Consider the following 19,368-nt stretch of genomic DNA (forward strand, 5'->3'; position numbering starts at 1 on the left):
CCGCGCAACCACTTTCACGCGGGTGTGATGGATTGGTGAGCGGAAGTTGTTCGAAGTGGTGCAGGAGGTGTCTGGCAGAATGACAGGCAATCTAACAGGTGAGCTGCGCCACAGGCGCCAATCGCCCCGACAGGGGCTGAAACCAGCGCGCGCCCCGAATTGGGGCGCGCACCTTTGGATTACGTCGATAGGACGGGATCAGACCGCGATCTTGCCGCCGCCCTTCTTGGTGACCACCACGACCGAGGGGCGCGGGGGCATCTTGGGGTCGAAATCGGGCCAGCGCGTGGCCGGGTCTTCAAAGGTCGAGGCGCGCTCGAAGCCTTTCAGATCCTTGGTGCCATCGGTGCCGGGATGCTGGACCGCCAGGAACAGGGTCTCTCCATCGTCGGTGAAGTAGGGGCCGCAGAGTTCTCCGCCGACAGGGCAGCGGAAGAACAGTTTGGAGGTGCCGCGCAGATCGCCTTCGGTCTCCACCCCATAAAGGCCGTCAGACTTGCCGGTTTTGCCCCAGCCCGATCCCTGGTCGGTCGAGACCCAGAGGCGCCCATCGGCATCAAAGGCACAGTTGTCCGGCGAGCCGAACCAGCCGTTTGCGCTGGTTTCCGGGTTCCACTGGGCGCCCACTTCGGCCAGTTCGGGATCACCACATTTCACCAGGATCGACCAAGTGCCGCGGGCGGCCGCGTGATCGCCGCCGTCTTCCTTGATCTCGATGATGTGGCCGAAGCTCGACTTGGCGCGGGGGTTGGCTGCGTTGACCTGATCGTCCTTCCGCTTGGAATTGTTGGTCAGCATGATGTAGGCGGTGCCGTCGCCGCGCGGCTGCGCGTCCTCGGGGCGGTCCATCGGGGTGGCACCCAGGGCGTCGGCAGCCAGGCGCGTGTCGATCAGAACGTCTGCCTGGCTGGCAAAGCCGTTTTCGGCGGTCAGCGGGCCGGTGCCATGGACCAGCGGCATCCATTCCACGCTCCCGTCCTCGTCAAAGCGGGCCACATAGAGGGTGCCGTCGCTGAGCAGGGCGCTGTTGGCGGCGGCATCATCGGAGACCAATCCGTTCGACACATATTTGTACTGATAGTCGAACCGGTTGTCGTCGCCCATGTAGACGACCAGCTTGCCCGAAGAGGACACGGTGGTCTCGGCGCCCTCATGGCGGAAACGGCCCAGGGCGGTATGTTTCACGGGCTTTGCGTCCGGGTTTCGCGGATCGACTTCAACAACCCAGCCAAAGCGGTTGGGTTCATTGGGTTCCTTGTCGATGTTGAAACGGTCGTAGAACTTGCCCCAGGCGTACCAGCGACCGGGCACGCCGTAGCGCTTCATAGTCTTGGCTTCGGGCTGGCCCGCGATGTCAGGCTTGCCGTCGGCGTCCACTGCGTCGGTCCAGAAATAGCCGTGGAAGTTCTCTTCGGCCATCAGGTAGGTGCCCCAGGGGGTCATGCCACCGGCGCAGTTGTTGAGCGTGCCGATAACCGACAGGCCGGTGGGGTCGGCATTGGTTTTCATGCGGTCGTGACCAGCGGCGGGGCCGTCGATGGTCATCTCGGTATTTAGGGGCGTGATGCGGCGGTTCATCTTGCCGTCGCGCACCACGGCCCATTTGCCGTCGGCGCCTTTGGCGATCTCGACAACGGTGCCACCATGGGCGGCCATTTCGATGTCGACCAGTTCTTTGGTCATGCCTTCAAAGCCTGCCTTGTCCTGGCGGCCAAGGCCGGGGAACATGACTTCTTCGTTGGTGTATTCGTGGTTCACGCAGAGAAGGCCACGGGTGCCTTCGGCGTTGAGCGGGGTAAAGCCGACATAGTCGTTGTTGTAGCCGAACTGCTTCAGCTGGGCTTCGGCGCTCTGGTTCATCACGTCGAATTCCGGCGCGTCAGCGGTGATCGGATCGCCCCAGCGCAGCAGCACGTCGGCGTTATACCCTTCGGCGATGTGGTGGGTTTCGTCGTTGCCCCAGGTCAGCTCTTCAAAGTTGTAGCGACCCTTGCTGTGGCCCCCTGCGACAGCTTCGTTCGGAGCGATCAGTGCGGAGGTGCCGAACAGCGCCGTGGTGGCGGAGACACCCAGCATGCCTTTCAGCAGATCTCGGCGGCCATAGCGGGCGTTGATCACATCGCCGATGGTACGCTCAAGCCGCGGATTGGTTGGGATGTCGTCAAAGGCTTCATAGGCTTCCGCCTTGTTGCCGATTTCCGGGTCATTGATGATTTGCTTGCGATCCATGGCTTGCTCCTGAGTGTCCGAGCGCCGACGCCGTGTCGGCTCGCCGCTCTTTCGCGCGAGTCTGTAACAGCTGCGTGACGCCGGTCGAAGTTTATCCGAACTGTCACATCCATCAACCTTGGGTTGCGATGGCGTTCCGCGGCTTGCTGAGCATCGTCGGCGACAATCCGCCGTTACTCGGCGGGGCGAAAGCCCTCGATCAGCTGGCGCAGACCAAAGGCAGCCCCGGCAAAAATCGACAGAAAGGTGACCGGGGCAGAGATCGCCAGCAGGGAAAAGGCGCTTAGGCCCTGACCGACGGTGCAGCCAAGGGCAATGACAGCGCCCGCGCCCATGATCCCGGCGCCCAGGATCTGCCGACGCAATTCGCGCGGGTCTTCGCAGGCCTCCCATCGAAAGTGGCCCTTGATCAGCGAGCCTATGAAGGCGCCGCACCAGACGCCGGCGATGGAGCCCACCGCAAAGGACAGCGGGCGCAGGCTGCCGGTCATGGTCCACAGGATTGTCTCACCCAAGGGGGCCGAGAAGGAATGCGAGACGACCGGAAGCGCCTCAAAGCCGACGGTGTTCACCTGGGTGGTGAAAGCCCATCCCGACACGATGGCCAGCCCGACCACAATGGACCAGAAGATGGCTTTTCGATCCTCGCGCAGCTCGCGCCCGGCCAGGGCGCCTATCACGATCAGCACGCCGATCACCATGCCGATGCCGTGCACTGGCAGGCCGGTGAGGGCCGCACCATGATGGGCAAGGCCCGGGGGCACCTCGGTGGTGACAAGCTGCTGTTCAAAGAAAAAGTTGCGCAGAGGCGCGAGCGGGCCGCTGAGGACAACATAGGTCGAGACACCCATGACAAGCACAATGACAAAACTGCGCAGGTCTCCGCCGCCAAGCCGCGCGATGGCACCGTAGCCGCAGTTGCCGCTCAGCGCCATGCCGTAGCCGAACATCAACCCGCCCAGGATCGAAGCGACGGGCATCCATCTGATGCTGAGGTAGTAGCTTTCGCTTGCATCGAAAAGTCCGAGGGCAACCAGCGAAAAACTGCCAAAGACAGCAACACCGATCGCCAGGATCCACATGCGCATGCGCAGGGTAGAGCCGCCGTAAAGGATGTCTTCGATGGCACCCAGGGTGCAGAAACGGCCAAGCCGGGCTGCCAGTCCCAGCAGGACACCGCCGCCAAGACCAGCAAGTGCAGCCAGGTGGTGCTCTGTCAGAAAGTCGAACATCCGGCCCTCCCTCCGGTTGTTGGCATGCTACCAGTCATGCAGAAACCACCGTGTCTATGCAAGTGGTCCCTCCACACGCACCCAGCGCACCGCCCGGACCTGCGCGCAAGCGATGGCGCCTGCATCAATGGGACGAGTGGAACAGGTTGCGAATGTTTGTCTGGTCTGTGGGATGGCGATCGGATGGAAAAACCGGTAGCCGAGGTTTGAGGCCGACTGGAAACGTGGCAACGCTTTTGAGATCGAAGCGGACCCCTGAAGCTGCAGCGGGACGCTTTTATGCGCGCAGTGTCACCGTCGGTTTACAGTGCGGTGGTCCTTGCATCCGGCGGCCCTGATGCCGTCAGCCTTCTTCCTGGTTGCAGAAGAGATCGTAGACCACCTCAAGAATGCGGCGTGGGCGATCATCCGCCAGTCGGTAGTAAATGGTCTTGCCTTCGCGGCGCGGCACAACCAGCCCCTCAAGGCGCAGACGGGACAGTTGTTGGGAAACTGCTGCCTGACGGGCAGACAAGAGTTCTTCCAGCTCGGTGACGGATTTTTCGCCGGTTACGAGGTGGCACAGGATCATCAGCCGCCCTTCGTGGCTGATTGCCTTGAGAAAGTTGGAGGCCGTGGTGGCACTGTCCACCATCTTCTCCAGTTCTTCGTCCGCCATATCGACCGAAAACTTCGGCAGCCCCATGTTCGTTCTCCTGTGCGCAGCGCCTGTCGCGGTGCCTGTCAAATTCCGTTGCCCCGGCAGGCCCCCAGCGCCAGGTTCGGTTCAGCTGTCATTGCCTTCAATGCCTGGCAAAAAACCTGCATGATCGCGCAACATCGCTTCAAGCAGCGGCCAGAAAAAATCTTCTCCCGGGTATCCTTCGAGACGGGCAATCTCATGACCGTCCTTCACGATCAAGAAGGTTGGAGTAAAATTGACGCGACGTGTGGTGTTCAGGTCCGATGGCAGGTTGCGCAGATCCACGCGACGCAGCGGCGCAAATGCGCCTTCTGCCGTCTTGGGGTAGATCGGCGCGATCTCTTCGTTCCAGCGCGCGCACCACTCGCATCCGTGCTGTTCCACCATCACCAGCTCCACGGCACGTGCAGGTGCCACCAGCAGGCCAATGGCAAGACAGGCGGCGGCCCACAGGCGCACCAGCGGAGCGATCTGAAACACCCCGTTATGAAAGACCTTAAGCGTCATGTCAGATCCGAATGATTCCGTTGACGATGTGGGAGCAAACTGATTGTACTGTGAAGCACAACATAATTTGAATATGTGAATGAGACAAGGTGCAGCGCTGCACTGCAGGCGCCAAATTGACCAAAAATGAGGCTGAAATGCTCGAAATATCCTACTTTGGTGCTCTGTTTGCCGGGCTTTTGAGCTTTTTTACGCCCTGCATCCTGCCGATGGTGCCTTTCTACCTCTCGTATATGGGGGGATTGTCCATGGCGGAGTTGCGCAATGATGGGGCCATTGCGCCGGGGGCGCAGCGTCGGCTGATCCTCTCGGCCTTCTGTTTTGCGGCCGGTGTGACGACCGTTTTCATGTTGATGGGCATGGGCGCGACGGCACTTGGCCAGCTCTTTGGCCAGTATATGGATCTCCTGGCCTACGGGGCCGCGGCGCTGTTGGTTCTGTTCGGCCTGCATTTCCTGGGGGTTGTTCGCATTCCGCTGCTCTATCGCGAGGCGCGGCTGGAAAGCTCGGCCGAGCCATCGACCGTGATCGGTGCCTACCTGATGGGGCTGGCCTTCGGGTTTGGCTGGACGCCCTGCGTCGGGCCCGCGCTGGCGTCGATCCTAATGATTGCCTCGGGCATGGGAGAGGTCTGGCGGGGCGGGGCGCTCTTGCTGGTCTACGGGATCGGCATGACGGCGCCCTTCATCGTGGCGGCCTTTTTTGCCAAGCCGTTTCTGGCCTGGGTTGCGCGCCATCGCGCTGCTTTTGCTTGGGTGGAGAAGGCGATGGGTGCTATGCTGATCCTGTTCGCTGTACTGATTGTCACGGGCGGTGTGACCTACATTGCCGATGTCATGATCCGATGGATGCCGGGTTTGACGTCGATCGGCTGACCGAGCTCAGGCCATCTCTCGGGAAAGCGGAGTGGCCAACGCACCAAATAGGGAGAGAGATTGCGATGAAACGACTGTTGGACGTGGTGACGGCGCCTCTTGCGGCCTGCGCATTCGGCCTGTTGCTGGCAATGCCGGCCATGGCGGTTGAATTGGGCGATGACGGGCTGCACAAGACGTCCTGGATGCGCGACACCTTCAAGGACCTGCAGGAGGATCTGGAAGAGGCCAACGCCGAAGGAAAGCGCCTTGTGCTGTTCTTTGAGCAGCGCGGCTGCATCTATTGCACCAAGATGCACGAAGAGGTTTTTCCCCGCCCAGAGGTCAGCGATTACATCGACGAGAATTATTTTGTCGTTCAGCTTAATCTGCATGGCTCAACCGAGGTGACGGATTTTGACGGCCAGACCCTTCCGGAACGCGACATGGCGCGCAAGTGGGGGATCCTGTTCACGCCCACGATTCTGTTCCTTCCCGAAGAGGTCGCCGAGGATCAGACCGCCGTTCAGGCCGCCGTGTCGGTCATGCCGGGGGCCTTTGGGCCGGGCACCACTCTGGACATGTTTACCTGGGTCAAGGAAAAGCGGTATGAGCTTGATAACGGGGAAGATTTCCAGCGATACCACGCGCGCCGAATCCAAGAGCGCAACAATGGATCAACAGACTGATAAAATGCGCAACAAGAGAAAAATTCACATTAATGAATTTGTTGTTGCGTCTAGGGCCTTCGGTGGCCTACGGTATGCAATAGCTAAGCAGGCCACCGTAAGTGGCAGCCAACGGGAGGAACCATGAAGAGACTATCTCTGACACTGGCCATGTGTCTGGCCGGGACCATGTCGCAGGCGGGCGAAGTCGCGCCGAAGGATGTGAAGTTTGACGAAGACGGCGCCATTGCCGAATCGTTGACCGGAGTTGCCGGCGATGCGGCAAACGGTGCGACCATCGTCGGGAAGCGCTCCAAGGGCAACTGCGTGGCCTGTCATGCGGTGACCGCCCTGTCCGATGTGCCGTTCCACGGTGAGATCGGTCCGAGCCTTGATGGCGCGGCGGATCGCTGGACCGAAGCCGAGCTGCGTGGCCTGGTGGCAAATGCGAAGATGACCTTTGAAGGCACGATGATGCCTGCCTTCTACAAGGTCGACGGGTTCACCCGTCCCGGTGATGCCTACACGGGCAAGGCGGGCACCGAGCCCCTGCCGCCGATTCTGACGGCGCAGGAAATCGAAGATGTCGTCGCGTTCCTCGCGACGTTGAAGGAAGAGTGAGACAGCGGCACCTTGCCGATTGTCCGAGCGAAGTCAAAGGAGACAAATGATGGAGTTCTCACGTCGCGAGACCTTGGCCATGGGCCTGGGCGCCGCCGTGCTGACGGTTCTGCCGTTCCGCGTAAGTGCGTCGGCAGAGGATAAGATCGCCGAGTTCACCGGCGGTGCCGATCTGGCCGACAGCGGTGTCGAACTGACCGCGCCCGAGATTGCCGAGAACGGCAACACGGTGCCGATATCGGTGAACGCCCCGGGCGCGACCGCGATCTTGGTTCTGGCCACCGGAAACCCGACGCCGGGCGTTGCAACATTCAACTTCGGCCCCGGCGCCGCCAGCCAAACCGCATCCACCCGGATCCGTCTGGCAGGTACGCAGGACGTTGTGGCCATTGCGAAACTCGCAGACGGCAGCTTTGCCAAGGCAAGCGCCGCTGTGAAAGTGACCATCGGCGGCTGCGGCGGCTGATCGCCTCCGCATTCCGTTCCGCATTCAAGGAGATAAGACATGGCATCCGGTGTAAAACCCCGCGTCAAGGTCCCGAAGAGCGCCGCTGCTGGCGAAGCCGTCACCATCAAGACGCTGATCAGCCACAACATGGAAAGCGGCCAGCGCAAGGACAAGGAAGGCAACGTCATTCCGCGTTCGATCATCAACCGTTTCACTTGCGAGTTTAACGGCGCCATGGTGATCGACGTGACGATGGAGCCGGCGATTTCGACCAACCCCTACATCGAATTCGAGGCGACCGTGCCCGAAGCGGGTGACTTCAAATTCACCTGGTACGATGATGACGGGTCGGTCTACGACGACTCCAAGTCGATCAAGATCGCCTGATCCCGTCCGGATCTCAAAGGCAAGCGCCTCGTCCGCCACTCCGGTGGGCGAGGTGGATACCCAAGGGAGGATATGGAATGAACTATAAGGCAATGACTGCCATCGCCGCTGCGCTGACCCTGCCGATGGCCGCCTTTGCGGAGCCGGACGATGACACGCTGGTGGTGAACGACGAGATCGAGATGATCACCAAGGCTGCCGCTCCGGCGCACCTGTCGGATGTGATGGACGAGGTCATGTCGGGCTGGCACTTCCGCTCGGACGAAACCCAGGCGCTGCAAATGGATGACTTCGAAAACCCGGCGATGGTTTTCGTCGATCAAGCCATGGACGCATGGAATGCGGCTGACGGCTCTGAAGGCAAGTCCTGTGCGTCTTGTCATGAGGATGTCGAGACCAGCATGAAGGGCGTGCGCGCGGTCTATCCGAAGTGGAACGAAGAGGCCGGTGAAGTGCGCACTCTGGCGATGCAGATCAACGACTGCCGCGAGAACCAGATGGGCGCGAAGGCGTGGAAATACGACGGTGGTGACATGGGCGCGATGGAGGCTCTGATCTCTGTCCAGTCGCGCGGCATGCCCGTCAATGTGGCCATCGACGGTCCGGTTCAGGCGACCTGGGAACAGGGCAAGGAACTGTACTATACGCGCACTGGCCAGCTGGAACTGTCCTGCGCCAACTGCCACGAAGACAGCTATGGCATGATGATCCGTGCGGATCACCTCAGCCAGGGCCAGATCAACGGCTTCCCCACCTATCGCCTGAAGAACGCCAAGCTGAACACCGTTCACGCGCGTTTCAAAGGCTGTGTGCGTGACACCCGCGCCGAAACCTACAAGCCCGGCTCGGCTGAATTCGTTGCACTGGAACTCTATGTCGCCTCGCGCGGCAACGGCCTGTCGGTCGAAGGCCCGTCTGTCCGTAACTAAACCCGAAGTACCCCGTGTCATCTTCATGGCACGGGGTGTTTCGCCTCTTTAACATTCATACATGCGAATATGTCGTATGTTTACACAGGATATCAGAGTAACATGATCTCGCGCCGTGATTTTCTGCAGGTTTCGATGGCCGCCTCTGCCCTGGTCGGGGCATCCGGTTTTGGCAATTGGGGGCGTCTTGCGGCGCAGCAAAGCCTGACACAGGACCAGTTGCTGGAGTTCGATACCTTCGGCAACATCAGCATCATCCATGTCACCGACATTCACGCACAGCTGAAGCCGATCTATTTCCGCGAGCCCTCGATCAACCTCGGGGTTGGCGCGAACAAGGGTCAGGTTCCGCATATCACCGGTGCCGACTTCCGCAAGGCCTATGGCATTGCCGATGGCAGCCCGTCCGCTTACGCGCTCACCTATGACGATTTTTCCTCCCTCGCCAAAGGGTACGGGCGCGTTGGCGGTCTGGACCGCATGTCGACAGTCATCAACGCTATCCGCGCGGATCGCCCCGATGCGCTTTTGCTGGATGGCGGCGATACCTGGCACGGCTCCATGACCTGCTACAAGACCGAAGGTCAGGACATGGTCAACGTGATGAATGCTCTGAAACCTGACGCCATGACCTTCCACTGGGAGTTCACACTGGGGTCCGAACGTGTTCAGGAAATCGTCGAAGGACTGCCCTTTGCCGCCCTTGGTCAGAATATCTTTGACGCCGAATGGGATGAGCCGGCGGAACTCTTCAAGCCTTACAAGTTCTTTGACCGTGGCGGCGCCAAGGTCGCGGTGATCGGTCAGGCCTTCCCCTATATGCCGATCGCGAATCCCGGCTGGATGTTCCCTGAATACTCCTTCGGGATCCGGGACGAGAACATGCAGGCCATGGTGGACGAGGTTCGCGAGGCGGGCGCCGATGTCGTAGTCGTCCTGTCGCACAACGGGTTTGACGTGGACAAGAAGATGGCCAGCGTCGTCACCGGCATCGACGTGATCCTGTCGGGTCACACACACGATGCGCTGCCCGAGCCGGTTCTGGTGGGCAAGACCCATATCATCGCCTCCGGGTCCAACGGCAAATTCGTCTCCCGCGTGGATCTGGACGTGCGCGATGGTCAGATGATGGGCCTCAAGCACAAGCTGATCCCGATTTTCTCTGATGTGATCGCGCCCGATCCGGTGATCTCCAAGCTGATCGACGAGCAGCGCGCCCCCTTCAAGGCTGAGCTGGAAGAGGTGATCGGCCAGACCGACTCGCTCCTTTATCGTCGCGGCAATTTCAACGGTACCTGGGATGACCTGATCTGCGATGCGCTGCTGAGTGAGCGCGAAGCCGATATCGCCATGTCGCCCGGTGTGCGCTGGGGGCCGTCGCTGATCCCGGGCGATGAGATCACCCGCGAAGATATCTGGAATGTTACCTCCATGTCTTACGGTGCAGCCTACCGTACCGAGATGACGGGGGAATTCATCAAGGTGATCCTCGAAGACGTTGCCGACAACATCTTCAACCCGGACCCCTACTACCAGCAGGGCGGCGACATGGTGCGGATCGGTGGCATGGGCTACCGCATCGACATCACCAAGCCGCAGGGCGAGCGCATTAGCGAGATGACACTGCTGAAGACCGGAGAGGCGATCGATCCGAGCAAATCCTACGTTGTGGCTGGCTGGGCCAGCGTCAACGAGGGCACCGAAGGACCGCAGATCTGGGATGTCGTCGAAAACCACATCAAGAAAATGGGTACCGTCACGGTGACCCCGAATAACTCGGTCAAGGTGGTCGGGGCCTAAGGGCCCGACCGTCTTCCGGGCAAACTTTGCGCCGATGAGAACCGGGAGCGGATCTCGTCTTTATACGGAGGCATGAACAAGATGAGCGATAATTCAAAGGGTTTCACCCCCTCGCGCCGTCAGTTTCTGGCAGGTGCGGCAGCAGCCGGGGCTGGCAGCGCGGTTGCGGGCGCGGCCCAGGCAGCGGGTCCTGACCCGCTGATCACCGAGGTCCAGGAATGGGCCAGCGGTCTGGGCGATGGCGTGGATGCCACCCCCTATGGTCTGCCGATCAGCTATGAATCGGATGTGATCCGCCGCAACGTGGAATGGCTGACCGCCGATACGATCTCTTCGATCAACTTCACCCCGATCCACGCGCTGGACGGCACCATCACGCCCCAGGGCTGCGCCTTTGAGCGTCACCATTCGGGTGCGATCGAGCTGAAGAAGGAAGACTACCGCCTGATGATCAACGGTCTGGTCGACACGCCGCTGGTCTTCTCTTACGCGGATCTGGAGCGTTTCCCGCGCGAGAACCATGTCTACTTCTGCGAATGCGCGGCAAACTCAGGCATGGAATGGGCTGGTGCCCAGCTGAACGGCGCTCAGTTCACCCACGGCATGATCCACAACATGGAATACTCGGGCGTTTCCCTGCGCACGCTTCTGCAAGAGGCAGGCTTGGACGCTGCGGGCGATCTCAAGGACAAGTGGGTCTACGTGGAAGGCGCGGATGCGTCGTCCAACGGCCGCTCGATCCCGATGGAAAAGGCACTGGACGACGTTCTGGTCGCCTTCAAGGCAAACGGTGAAGCCCTGCGCAAAGAGCACGGCTATCCGGTGCGCCTGGTTGTTCCCGGTTGGGAAGGCAACATGTGGGTGAAATGGCTGCGCCGGATCGAAGTGATGGATGGCCCGGTCGAATCCCGCGAGGAAACCTCGAAGTACACCGACACGCTGGAAGACGGCACCAGCCGCAAGTGGACCTGGGAAATGGATGCCAAATCCGTTGTCACCAGCCCCAGCCCGCAGTCGCCGATCACCCATGGCAAGGGTCCGCTGGTCATCACCGGTCTGGCCTGGTCCGGTCGCGGCACCATCACCGGCGTCGATGTCTCCATCGATGGCGGCAAGACCTGGAGTGAGGCACGCCTCGCGGCGCCTGGCACCGACAAGGCGCTGACGCGCTTTTATCTCGATATCAACTGGGACGGTCAGGAGATGTTCCTGCAAAGCCGCGCCCGCGACAGTTCCGGTTACGTGCAGCCGACCAAGGCGCAGCTGCGCGAGGTGCGCGGCCTGAACTCGATCTATCACAACAATGCCATCCAAACCTGGTGGGTGAAGGCAAACGGAGAGGCGGAAAATGTCGAAGTTTCCTAATCTGATCGCAGCAACCGCAATGGCAGCTGCCCTGGCGGCGCCTGCTTATGCAGAAAAATTCGGATTGGGCCGCCCGGCGCTGCCCGAAGAAATCGCGGCATGGGATCTCGATGTCAGCCCTGATGGCACCGGACTGCCCGCGGGCTCGGGCGATGTGCTGACCGGGGAAGAGGTCTTTGCAGAGAAATGTGCCATCTGCCACGGTGACTTTGCCGAAGGTGTGGACAACTGGCCCAAACTGGCTGGCGGTGCAGGGACGCTGGACCATGAGGATCCTCTGAAGACGGTCGGCTCCTACTGGCCGCATCTGTCCACCGCCTGGGACTACGTGAACCGCTCGATGCCCTTCGGTGCGGCGCAGACCCTGACCCCGGATGAGGTCTATGCCATCGTGGCCTATATCCTCTACTCCAACGACCTGGTGGATGAAGAATTCACCCTGTCGAACGAGACCTTCAAGGATGTGGAACTGCCCAACGCCGACGGGTTCATCATTGATGATCGCCTGACCACCGAGGCGCATTTCTGGACCGATACCCCTTGCATGGAAAACTGCAAGGACACCGTGGAGATCACGATGCGGGCTGCGGTTCTTGACGTGACCCCGGATGAGACCGGCTCGGTGCCTCCGGCAGAAAGCGCTGAGGCGGGTGTTGAAGAAGCTGCAGCCGAGCCCGCCGCCGAGCCCGCTGCCGAGGTTGCGGCGCTCGATCCGGAACTCGTGGCCGAAGGTGAAAAGGTCTTCAAGAAGTGCAAATCCTGCCACCAGGTCGGTGACAAGGCCAAGAACAAGACCGGTCCGGTTCTGAATGGTATTGTCGGCGCGACTGCGGGGGCGGTCGAAGGTTTCCGCTATTCCAAGGCGATGGAAGGTGCGGGGCAAGACGGACTCGTGTGGAGCGAAGAGGAGCTTGCGGCCTTCCTTGAAAAACCGAAAGCCTATATGAAGAAGACCAAGATGTCCTTTGCCGGCCTGAAAAAGGAAGAGGATATCGAAGCGGTGATTGCATACCTGAAATCCTTCGACGGATGATGCCATGAGGATCTGGATAACAACCTTTGCGGTCTTTGCCGCGCTCTCGGGCGCGGCAGGATCTGATGAGGTTGCCGTTCAGATTGGCGATGCAGAGAGAGGCGCGGAAATATTCCGCGCCTGTTCTGTTTGTCACGACGTAGGGCAGGGGGCGAAGCACCGCGTTGGTCCGCATCTGAACGGTATTTTCGATCGTCCTGCAGCGGGGTTTGAGGACTTCAAGTATTCCAAGGGGATCATTCGCGCACGGCGCGATGGCCTTGTTTGGGATCTCGAAAGGCTCGATGCCTATATCGAAAATCCAAAGGCGCTGGTCAGTGGCACAAGGATGAGTTTCCGCGGCATCAAGGACCCGCAGGACCGCCGTGATGTCCTGGCCTATCTGCGCCAGTTCTCGGCCAGTCCACAGGACATCCCCGAAGCAGCCCCCACGGCCCTGAAGCGGGAGATCGAACTTGATGAGGCAATCCTGTCCATTGAAGGAGATCCGGAATACGGCGAGTACCTGTCGACCGAATGTACCACCTGTCACCAGATTGGCGGGGACTATGAAGGCATTCCGGTGATTACGGGTTGGCTGGAGGAGGATTTTGTCACGGCCATGCATGCCTACAAGCAAAAGATCAGGCCACATCCGGTGATGCAGATGATGGCCGGACGGCTTGCGGATGAGGAAATAGCCGCATTGGCCGCCTATTTTGCCGCGCTGGAGTGATGCTCCGGCGCTTTTTGTTTTCAAAGGGAGGAGAAAAACAAATGACAATCGACAGACGCAGTTTCCTTGGGGCTGGCGTAGCTGCTGCCGCGGCCTTGCAGGCGCCCGCAGTCCTGGGGCAGGCGCGCCCGCGCGTGGTGGTGATCGGCGGCGGCGCAGGCGGCGCGACTGCGGCCCGATATATTGCCAAGGGGGCGAAGGGGGCGATCGACGTCACCCTGGTCGAGCCAAGCCGCAGCTATTACACCTGTTTCTTCTCGAACCTCTACATCGGGGGATTTCGCGAGTTGTCCAGCATCGCGCATAGCTATGGAACCCTTGCCAGCGATTACGGCATCAACGTGGTACATGACTGGGCCACCGGGATCGACCGCGAGGCGCGCACCGTCAGCCTCGCCGGGGGCGCTTCGCTGCCCTATGACCGGCTGATCCTGTCGCCGGGCATCGATTTCGTCGATGGTGCAGTTGAAGGCTGGGACGTCAGCGCTCAGAACAAGATGCCCCATGCCTATAAGGCGGGGTCTCAATCGGAACTCCTCAAGGCGCAGATCGAAGCGATGCCCGAGGGCGGCACCTTTGTCATGGTCGCGCCGCCCAACCCCTATCGCTGCCCGCCCGGACCTTATGAGCGGGTATCCATGGTGGCGCATGTCCTGAAGGCAAAGAACCCGACGGCCAAGATCATCGTCGCCGATCCAAAGCCAAAGTTTTCGAAGATGGCGCTCTTTCAGGAAGGCTGGGCCAATCATTATGACGGCATGATTGACTGGATCGGAGCGGAATTCGGCGGCGGCAATGTATCGGTCAATCCCGAGGCCATGACCGTCATGATCGACGGCGAAGAGGTCAAGGCGGATGCCTGCAACGTCATCCCTGCGATGAAGGCGGGCCGCATCTGCGAGATGGCCGGGATCACCGAAGGCAACTGGGCGCCGGTGGACGGTCGCACCATGCAAAGCCGGGTTGATGAGAACATCCACGTGCTGGGCGATGCCTGTGCGCAAGGCGACATGCCGAAATCGGGCTTTTCCGCCAATAGCCAGGCCAAGGTGGCGGCAATGGCGGTGCGTGCTGCGCTGACCGGATCCAAGATGTTCCCGGCCAAGTTCTCGAATACCTGCTGGTCGCTGATCGACACCAACGATGGTGTGAAGGTTGGCGCGACCTACGAGGCCACCGAAGAGAAGATTGCCAAGGTCGATGGATTCATCTCCCAGACCGGTGAAAACGCCGAACTGCGTCAGGCCACCTATGAGGAAAGCATCGGCTGGTACGCCGGTATCACAAAGGACATGTTTGGCTAAGCCGACGTTTCATTGTGGATGGCATGTTTCAGGGGCGTCCGAACGGGCGCCCCTGTTCGTTGTCCAGCCACCAGAGGGGGAGATCGCAGATTGATAGTGTTTGGCTATAGTTGTGATCAGTAAAAATAACTTATTTTTATTATGCGGCTTGGTTAGAATGTTTCTAGGTTAAGGGAGGGAGTGTTCTTCGGCTCGATTCTATCTGTGTTGGCATGTTCCGCGATACTCTATGCCGTTCAGCAGACAGGCCGATTGCGATCAGCACTGGATCTTGTGTGGGACGCGTCCCTGCAGGATGCAGCATAAAGATCGCCGATACAGCACTCTTTCCTGAAGGAAGGCCGATGCTGGGCGTCGTCCAGCATAGTCTTCGCGCCACGACAGATACGAAACGTAGCTTTGATCGGAGAGAGAAATGGACGGAAACGATATTCCTGGCGGCGGCAAATGTCCTGTCATGCACGGCGGGACAACGACTTTTGGCGCGCGCGTCAACAGCGACTGGTGGCCGAACCAGCTGAACCTGCGGATCCTGCATCAGAACTCGGCCAAGTCCGACCCGATGGGGCAGGCATTTGACTATGCCGAGGAATTCAAGAAGCTCGACCTCAAGGCGCTGAAAGAAGACCTTTATGCCCTGATGACAGACAGCCAGGACTGGTGGCCGGCGGATTACGGCCATTATGGCGGTCTGTTCATTCGTATGGCCTGGCACAGTGCAGGCACCTACAGGACCGGCGATGGTCGCGGGGGCGCAGGCACCGGCCAGCAGCGTTTCGCGCCGCTGAACAGCTGGCCTGACAACGGCAACCTCGACAAGGCACGTCGCCTGCTGTGGCCGATCAAGCAGAAGTACGGTAACCAGATTTCCTGGGCCGACCTGATGATCCTGGCGGGCAACTGCGCGCTGGAATCCATGGGCTTCAAGACCTTCGGTTTTGCCGGTGGCCGTGCCGACGTGTGGGAGCCGGAAGAAGACATCTACTGGGGCGCCGAGGAAGAGTGGCTCGCCACCTCCGACAAGGAAAACAGCCGTTACTCGGGCGATCGTGACCTGGAGAACCCGCTGGCTGCCGTGCAAATGGGCCTGATCTACGTGAACCCGGAAGGTCCGGACGGGAACCCGGATCCGCTGCTGTCGGCCCGTGACATCCGCGAGACCTTCGCCCGTATGGCCATGAATGACGAGGAAACCGTCGCCCTGACGGCAGGCGGTCACACCTTTGGCAAGATGCACGGTGCAGGCGATGCCGCCCATGTCGGCCCCGAGCCCGAAGCCGCCCCGATGGAGGCCATGGGATTTGGCTGGATGAGCAGCTACAAGTCCGGCAAGGGCCGTGACACCATCACCTCGGGCCTGGAAGGTGCCTGGACCTCGAACCCGATCCAGTGGGACAACGGCTATTTCGACGTCTTGTTCAAATACGAGTGGGAAAAGGTCAAAAGCCCTGCCGGTGCCTGGGTCTGGACGCCGAAGGACATCCAGGAAGAGGACATGGCGCCCGACCCGGAAGATCCTTCGAAGAAGGTCCCGATCTTCATGTCCACCGCGGACATGGCGATGCGCATGGACCCGGCCTATGAGAAGATCTCGCGCCGCTTCCATGCGAACCCGGATCAGTTCGCCGATGCCTTTGCCCGTGCCTGGTTCAAGCTGACCCACCGTGACATGGGCCCGAAATCGCGCTACCTGGGCGATGAGGTTCCGGCCGAGGACCTGATCTGGCAGGATCCGATCCCACCGGTGGATCATGCCCTGATCGAGGCGGCCGACATCGCCGAGCTGAAAGCGAAAATCGCCGAAAGCGGCCTGACCATTCCTGAGCTGGTCTCGACTGCCTGGGCTTCGGCCTCTACCTTCCGCGGCTCTGACATGCGCGGTGGTGCCAATGGCGCCCGCATCCGCCTGGCGCCGCAAAAGGACTGGGAAGCCAACCAGCCCGAACAGCTGGCCCGCGTGCTGGGTGTTCTGGAAGGCATCCAGGGTTACTTCAATGCCGAGCGTACGGACGGCAAGAAGGTGTCGCTGGCGGATCTGATCGTCCTTGGCGGCTCTGTCGGGATCGAACAGGCAGCCAAGGCAGCCGGTCAGGACATCGAAGTGCCCTTCACTCCGGGCCGCATGGACGCAAGTGCCGAGCAGACCGATGTGGAGGCCTTCGAGGTGCTGGAGCCGGTTTCCGATGGTTTCCGCAACTATCAGAAGACCCGTTTCACGGTGGCGCCTGAAGAAATGATGCTCGACAAGGCACAGCTTCTGACCCTGACCGCACCGGAAATGACCGCTCTGGTCGGTGGCCTGCGGGTGTTGAACACCAATGTGGGTCAGACACGGCACGGCGTCTTCACGGATCGCCCGGAAACCCTGACAAACGACTTCTTTGTCAACGTTCTGGATATGGCAACCGAATGGAAGCCGGTCTCCGAAGACGCCCAGGAGTTCGAGGGCCGCGACCGCGCCAGCGGTGAGGTCAAATGGACCGCGACCCGCTGCGATCTGGTGTTCGGCTCCAACTCGCAACTGCGGGCCCTGGCCGAGGTTTACGCCCAGTCCGACAACGGTAACAAGTTCGTCAATGACTTCGTTGCCGCCTGGACCAAGGTGATGAACGCGGATCGCTTCGATCTGGCCTGACCCGGTTCAAAGATCACTCGAACGCCCCGGCCTTGTGCCGGGGCGTTTCTTTTGAAAAGCCCTGCCTGGAAATCTGGGTTCAGGACCAGCCCTTGCGGAAGAAATGCGGGCTGGCGCCGAACTTGCGTTTGAACTGGCGCGAGAAATGCGTGGTGCTGTTGAAGCCCGAAGCCAGCGCGATTTCCGTCACCGACATCGAGGTTTCATTCATCAGCGCAAAGGCATGGCTGAGGCGCATGTCGCAATAGACCTGCATCGGACTTTGGTCGAGATAGCGCGAGAAAAGCCGCTCCAGCTGGCGGCGCGAGATATCGAGCCGTGTGCATAGGTCACTGATCTGCAAGGGTTCCTCGATGGCTTCCTGCATCAGTTGCAAGGCATTCAGAAGCCGCTGATTGCGGCTGCCGATGGCGACTGCAAAGTTCGATTTCTGCGGTGCGGCCTGCCCCCCGGAGCGCACATGCAGGCACATGTCCGCCACGATGATGGCAAGCTGTTTGCCGTGGCGGGCTTCGATGAGGTTCAGCATCAGGTCCGTCGCCGCATTGCCGCCGCCGCAGGTCATCAGGGAACCCGAAATCTCGAACGTATTGCCGGTGGGGGTTAGGCGCGGAAAACGCTCGATGAAACCCGGCTGATTTTCCCAATGCAGGGTAAAGGCCTGATCCTTGATCAAACCGGCCTGAGCGAGGGCAAAGGCCCCGGTGCAAATACCACCGATGGAACGGCCAAACCGGCTTTCGCGGCGCAGCCAGTTGAGCGTTGCCTCTCCGGCGCTGCTATGGGGCTCAACGCCAGCGCAGACAAATCCCAGGCTGTCCGTCGGCAGAGGGCGCAGCGCCATGTCGGGCGTGATGGTCATCCCGTTGGAGCAGCGGATCGGCGCCCCATCCTCGGTCATCACGAACCAACGGTAGAGGCGTGTATTGGTCACCTGGTTGGCGATCCGCAAAGGCTCTATCGCGGCAGCGACCGGAAGCATGGTGGCTTTGTTCAGCAGCAGGAAATAGAAATCCTGCGGCGCCCCGTCAAAGGGAAGGTCCAGCTTGGCGGCAGCACCTTTCTGAACAAAACTGTCATCGGTCATGGCAGGGATCCGGGGCGGTCGATCATAGATGTGTTAGTCCAGACTGGCCCAGAGATGCCCGGAATTTGCGACAGCCAAGCAATGAATTGCGACGTGTTCCGGCTGCCGCATCCGCTTTTGGCGTTTCGTAAATTCTAAGTGCGCCTCTTGCAGCCGTTTGGGGCCGGCACTAAGACTCAGGTAATACATGGTCGGGTATGATACCGGACATAAACCAACGCAGGCAGGTTCTAATGATTGATCCCACAGAAACATACATGAACACTCTGGTGCCCATGGTGGTCGAACAGACCAGCCGGGGAGAGCGCGCATACGATATCTTCTCGCGCCTGCTGAAAGAGCGTATCATCTTCCTCAATGGGCCGGTTCATGACGGAATGAGCTCGCTGATCGTGGCGCAGCTGTTGCACCTTGAGGCGGAAAACCCGTCCAAGGAAATCTCGATGTACATCAACTCCCCCGGTGGTGTGGTGACTTCGGGTCTGTCGATCTACGACACCATGCAGTACATCAAGCCGAAGGTGTCGACCCTGGTGATCGGGCAGGCGGCTTCCATGGGGTCGCTGCTGCTGACGGCGGGCGAACCTGGCATGCGGTTCTCGCTGCCCAACAGCCGCGTTATGGTGCACCAGCCTTCCGGCGGCTATCAGGGGCAGGCGACGGACATCATGATCCACGCCGAGGAAACGCTGAAGCTGAAGCGCCGCCTCAATGAGATTTATGTCAAGCACACCGGTCAGGAATACGAACGGATCGAAAGCGCCCTCGAGCGTGACAACTTCATGTCGCCCGAAGAGGCAAAAGCCTTTGGTCTGATCGACGAAATCGTCGAGAATCGTGCCAAGGGTGATGAGGATATCAGCTGAGCCCGG

The 19,368-nt window shown here is 60.3% G+C and carries 18 protein-coding genes; 13 read left to right on the forward strand and 5 right to left on the reverse strand.

The window, feature by feature from the left end:
* Positions 1-198 precede the first annotated feature (198 nt).
* The 4 genes from AADA15_RS05270 to AADA15_RS05285 form a co-directional block, all read right to left on the reverse strand.
* On the reverse strand, positions 199-2,229 hold the full coding sequence (locus AADA15_RS05270) for a PhoX family protein (RefSeq protein ID WP_341640492.1): 2,031 nt from the start codon (positions 2,227-2,229) through the stop codon (positions 199-201).
* Positions 2,230-2,402: 173 nt separating this feature from the next.
* On the reverse strand, positions 2,403-3,461 hold the full coding sequence (locus AADA15_RS05275; protein ID WP_341640493.1) for a YeeE/YedE family protein: 1,059 nt from the start codon (positions 3,459-3,461) through the stop codon (positions 2,403-2,405).
* Between the two features lie 343 nt (positions 3,462-3,804).
* Positions 3,805-4,146: an ArsR/SmtB family transcription factor gene (locus AADA15_RS05280; protein WP_341640494.1), complete on the reverse strand. Its 342-nt coding sequence runs from the start codon at positions 4,144-4,146 to the stop codon at positions 3,805-3,807.
* Positions 4,147-4,227: 81 nt separating this feature from the next.
* Positions 4,228-4,650, reverse strand: a complete 423-nt coding sequence (locus AADA15_RS05285; protein WP_341640495.1) for a thioredoxin fold domain-containing protein — start codon at positions 4,648-4,650, stop codon at positions 4,228-4,230.
* Positions 4,651-4,787: 137 nt separating this feature from the next.
* On the opposite strand from AADA15_RS05285, the gene AADA15_RS05290 reads away from it, so the two are divergent.
* The 12 genes from AADA15_RS05290 to katG all read left to right on the forward strand — a co-directional run bounded on the left by AADA15_RS05290 (position 4,788) and on the right by katG (position 17,409).
* Complete coding sequence (locus AADA15_RS05290; protein WP_341640496.1) at positions 4,788-5,525, forward strand: cytochrome c biogenesis CcdA family protein; 738 nt, start codon at positions 4,788-4,790, stop codon at positions 5,523-5,525.
* Positions 5,526-5,590: 65 nt separating this feature from the next.
* Positions 5,591-6,193 carry a thioredoxin family protein gene (locus AADA15_RS05295; protein ID WP_341640497.1) on the forward strand — a complete coding sequence of 201 codons (603 nt, stop codon included), beginning with the start codon at positions 5,591-5,593 and terminating at the stop codon, positions 6,191-6,193.
* A gap of 123 nt (positions 6,194-6,316) precedes the next feature.
* Entirely contained in the window at positions 6,317-6,793 is a 477-nt protein-coding gene (soxX, locus tag AADA15_RS05300) for a sulfur oxidation c-type cytochrome SoxX (RefSeq protein ID WP_341640498.1), read from the forward strand.
* A gap of 49 nt (positions 6,794-6,842) precedes the next feature.
* Positions 6,843-7,259 (forward strand): thiosulfate oxidation carrier protein SoxY, encoded by a 417-nt coding sequence (soxY, locus tag AADA15_RS05305; RefSeq protein WP_341640499.1) that lies wholly within the window; start codon positions 6,843-6,845, stop codon positions 7,257-7,259.
* 39 nt (positions 7,260-7,298) lie between these two features.
* The gene (gene soxZ, locus AADA15_RS05310) at positions 7,299-7,628 is read left to right on the forward strand and encodes a thiosulfate oxidation carrier complex protein SoxZ (RefSeq protein WP_341640500.1); all 330 of its coding nucleotides are present in this window, start codon (positions 7,299-7,301) and stop codon (positions 7,626-7,628) included.
* Positions 7,629-7,705: 77 nt separating this feature from the next.
* The gene (gene soxA, locus AADA15_RS05315; RefSeq protein ID WP_341640501.1) at positions 7,706-8,557 is read left to right on the forward strand and encodes a sulfur oxidation c-type cytochrome SoxA; all 852 of its coding nucleotides are present in this window, start codon (positions 7,706-7,708) and stop codon (positions 8,555-8,557) included.
* Between the two features lie 102 nt (positions 8,558-8,659).
* The gene (gene soxB / locus AADA15_RS05320) at positions 8,660-10,357 is read left to right on the forward strand and encodes a thiosulfohydrolase SoxB (RefSeq protein WP_341640502.1); all 1,698 of its coding nucleotides are present in this window, start codon (positions 8,660-8,662) and stop codon (positions 10,355-10,357) included.
* 81 nt (positions 10,358-10,438) lie between these two features.
* Positions 10,439-11,722, forward strand: a complete 1,284-nt coding sequence (soxC, locus tag AADA15_RS05325; protein WP_341640503.1) for a sulfite dehydrogenase — start codon at positions 10,439-10,441, stop codon at positions 11,720-11,722.
* Positions 11,706-12,755 (forward strand): c-type cytochrome, encoded by a 1,050-nt coding sequence (locus AADA15_RS05330; RefSeq protein ID WP_341640504.1) that lies wholly within the window; start codon positions 11,706-11,708, stop codon positions 12,753-12,755. Before soxC ends, AADA15_RS05330 begins: the two co-directional genes overlap by 17 nt.
* A gap of 4 nt (positions 12,756-12,759) precedes the next feature.
* Positions 12,760-13,470 carry a c-type cytochrome gene (locus tag AADA15_RS05335; RefSeq protein WP_341640505.1) on the forward strand — a complete coding sequence of 237 codons (711 nt, stop codon included), beginning with the start codon at positions 12,760-12,762 and terminating at the stop codon, positions 13,468-13,470.
* A gap of 41 nt (positions 13,471-13,511) precedes the next feature.
* Positions 13,512-14,774, forward strand: coding sequence for an FCSD flavin-binding domain-containing protein (locus AADA15_RS05340; RefSeq protein ID WP_341640506.1), 1,263 nt, complete (start codon positions 13,512-13,514; stop codon positions 14,772-14,774).
* A 415-nt stretch (positions 14,775-15,189) separates the two neighbouring features.
* Positions 15,190-17,409 carry a catalase/peroxidase HPI gene (katG, locus tag AADA15_RS05345; protein WP_341640507.1) on the forward strand — a complete coding sequence of 740 codons (2,220 nt, stop codon included), beginning with the start codon at positions 15,190-15,192 and terminating at the stop codon, positions 17,407-17,409.
* Positions 17,410-17,488: 79 nt separating this feature from the next.
* Here katG and AADA15_RS05350 read toward each other — a convergent pair whose 3' ends face one another.
* The gene (locus AADA15_RS05350) at positions 17,489-18,496 is read right to left on the reverse strand and encodes a GlxA family transcriptional regulator (RefSeq protein WP_341640508.1); all 1,008 of its coding nucleotides are present in this window, start codon (positions 18,494-18,496) and stop codon (positions 17,489-17,491) included.
* 233 nt (positions 18,497-18,729) lie between these two features.
* Here AADA15_RS05350 and AADA15_RS05355 point away from each other — a divergent pair, with 233 nt between their 5' ends.
* Positions 18,730-19,362, forward strand: a complete 633-nt coding sequence (locus AADA15_RS05355; RefSeq protein ID WP_341640509.1) for an ATP-dependent Clp protease proteolytic subunit — start codon at positions 18,730-18,732, stop codon at positions 19,360-19,362.
* Positions 19,363-19,368: the final 6 nt, after the last annotated feature.

Origin of the sequence: Phycobacter sedimenti, from assembly GCF_038148855.1 — a bacterium.
Classification (GTDB): domain Bacteria; phylum Pseudomonadota; class Alphaproteobacteria; order Rhodobacterales; family Rhodobacteraceae; genus Phycobacter; species Phycobacter sedimenti.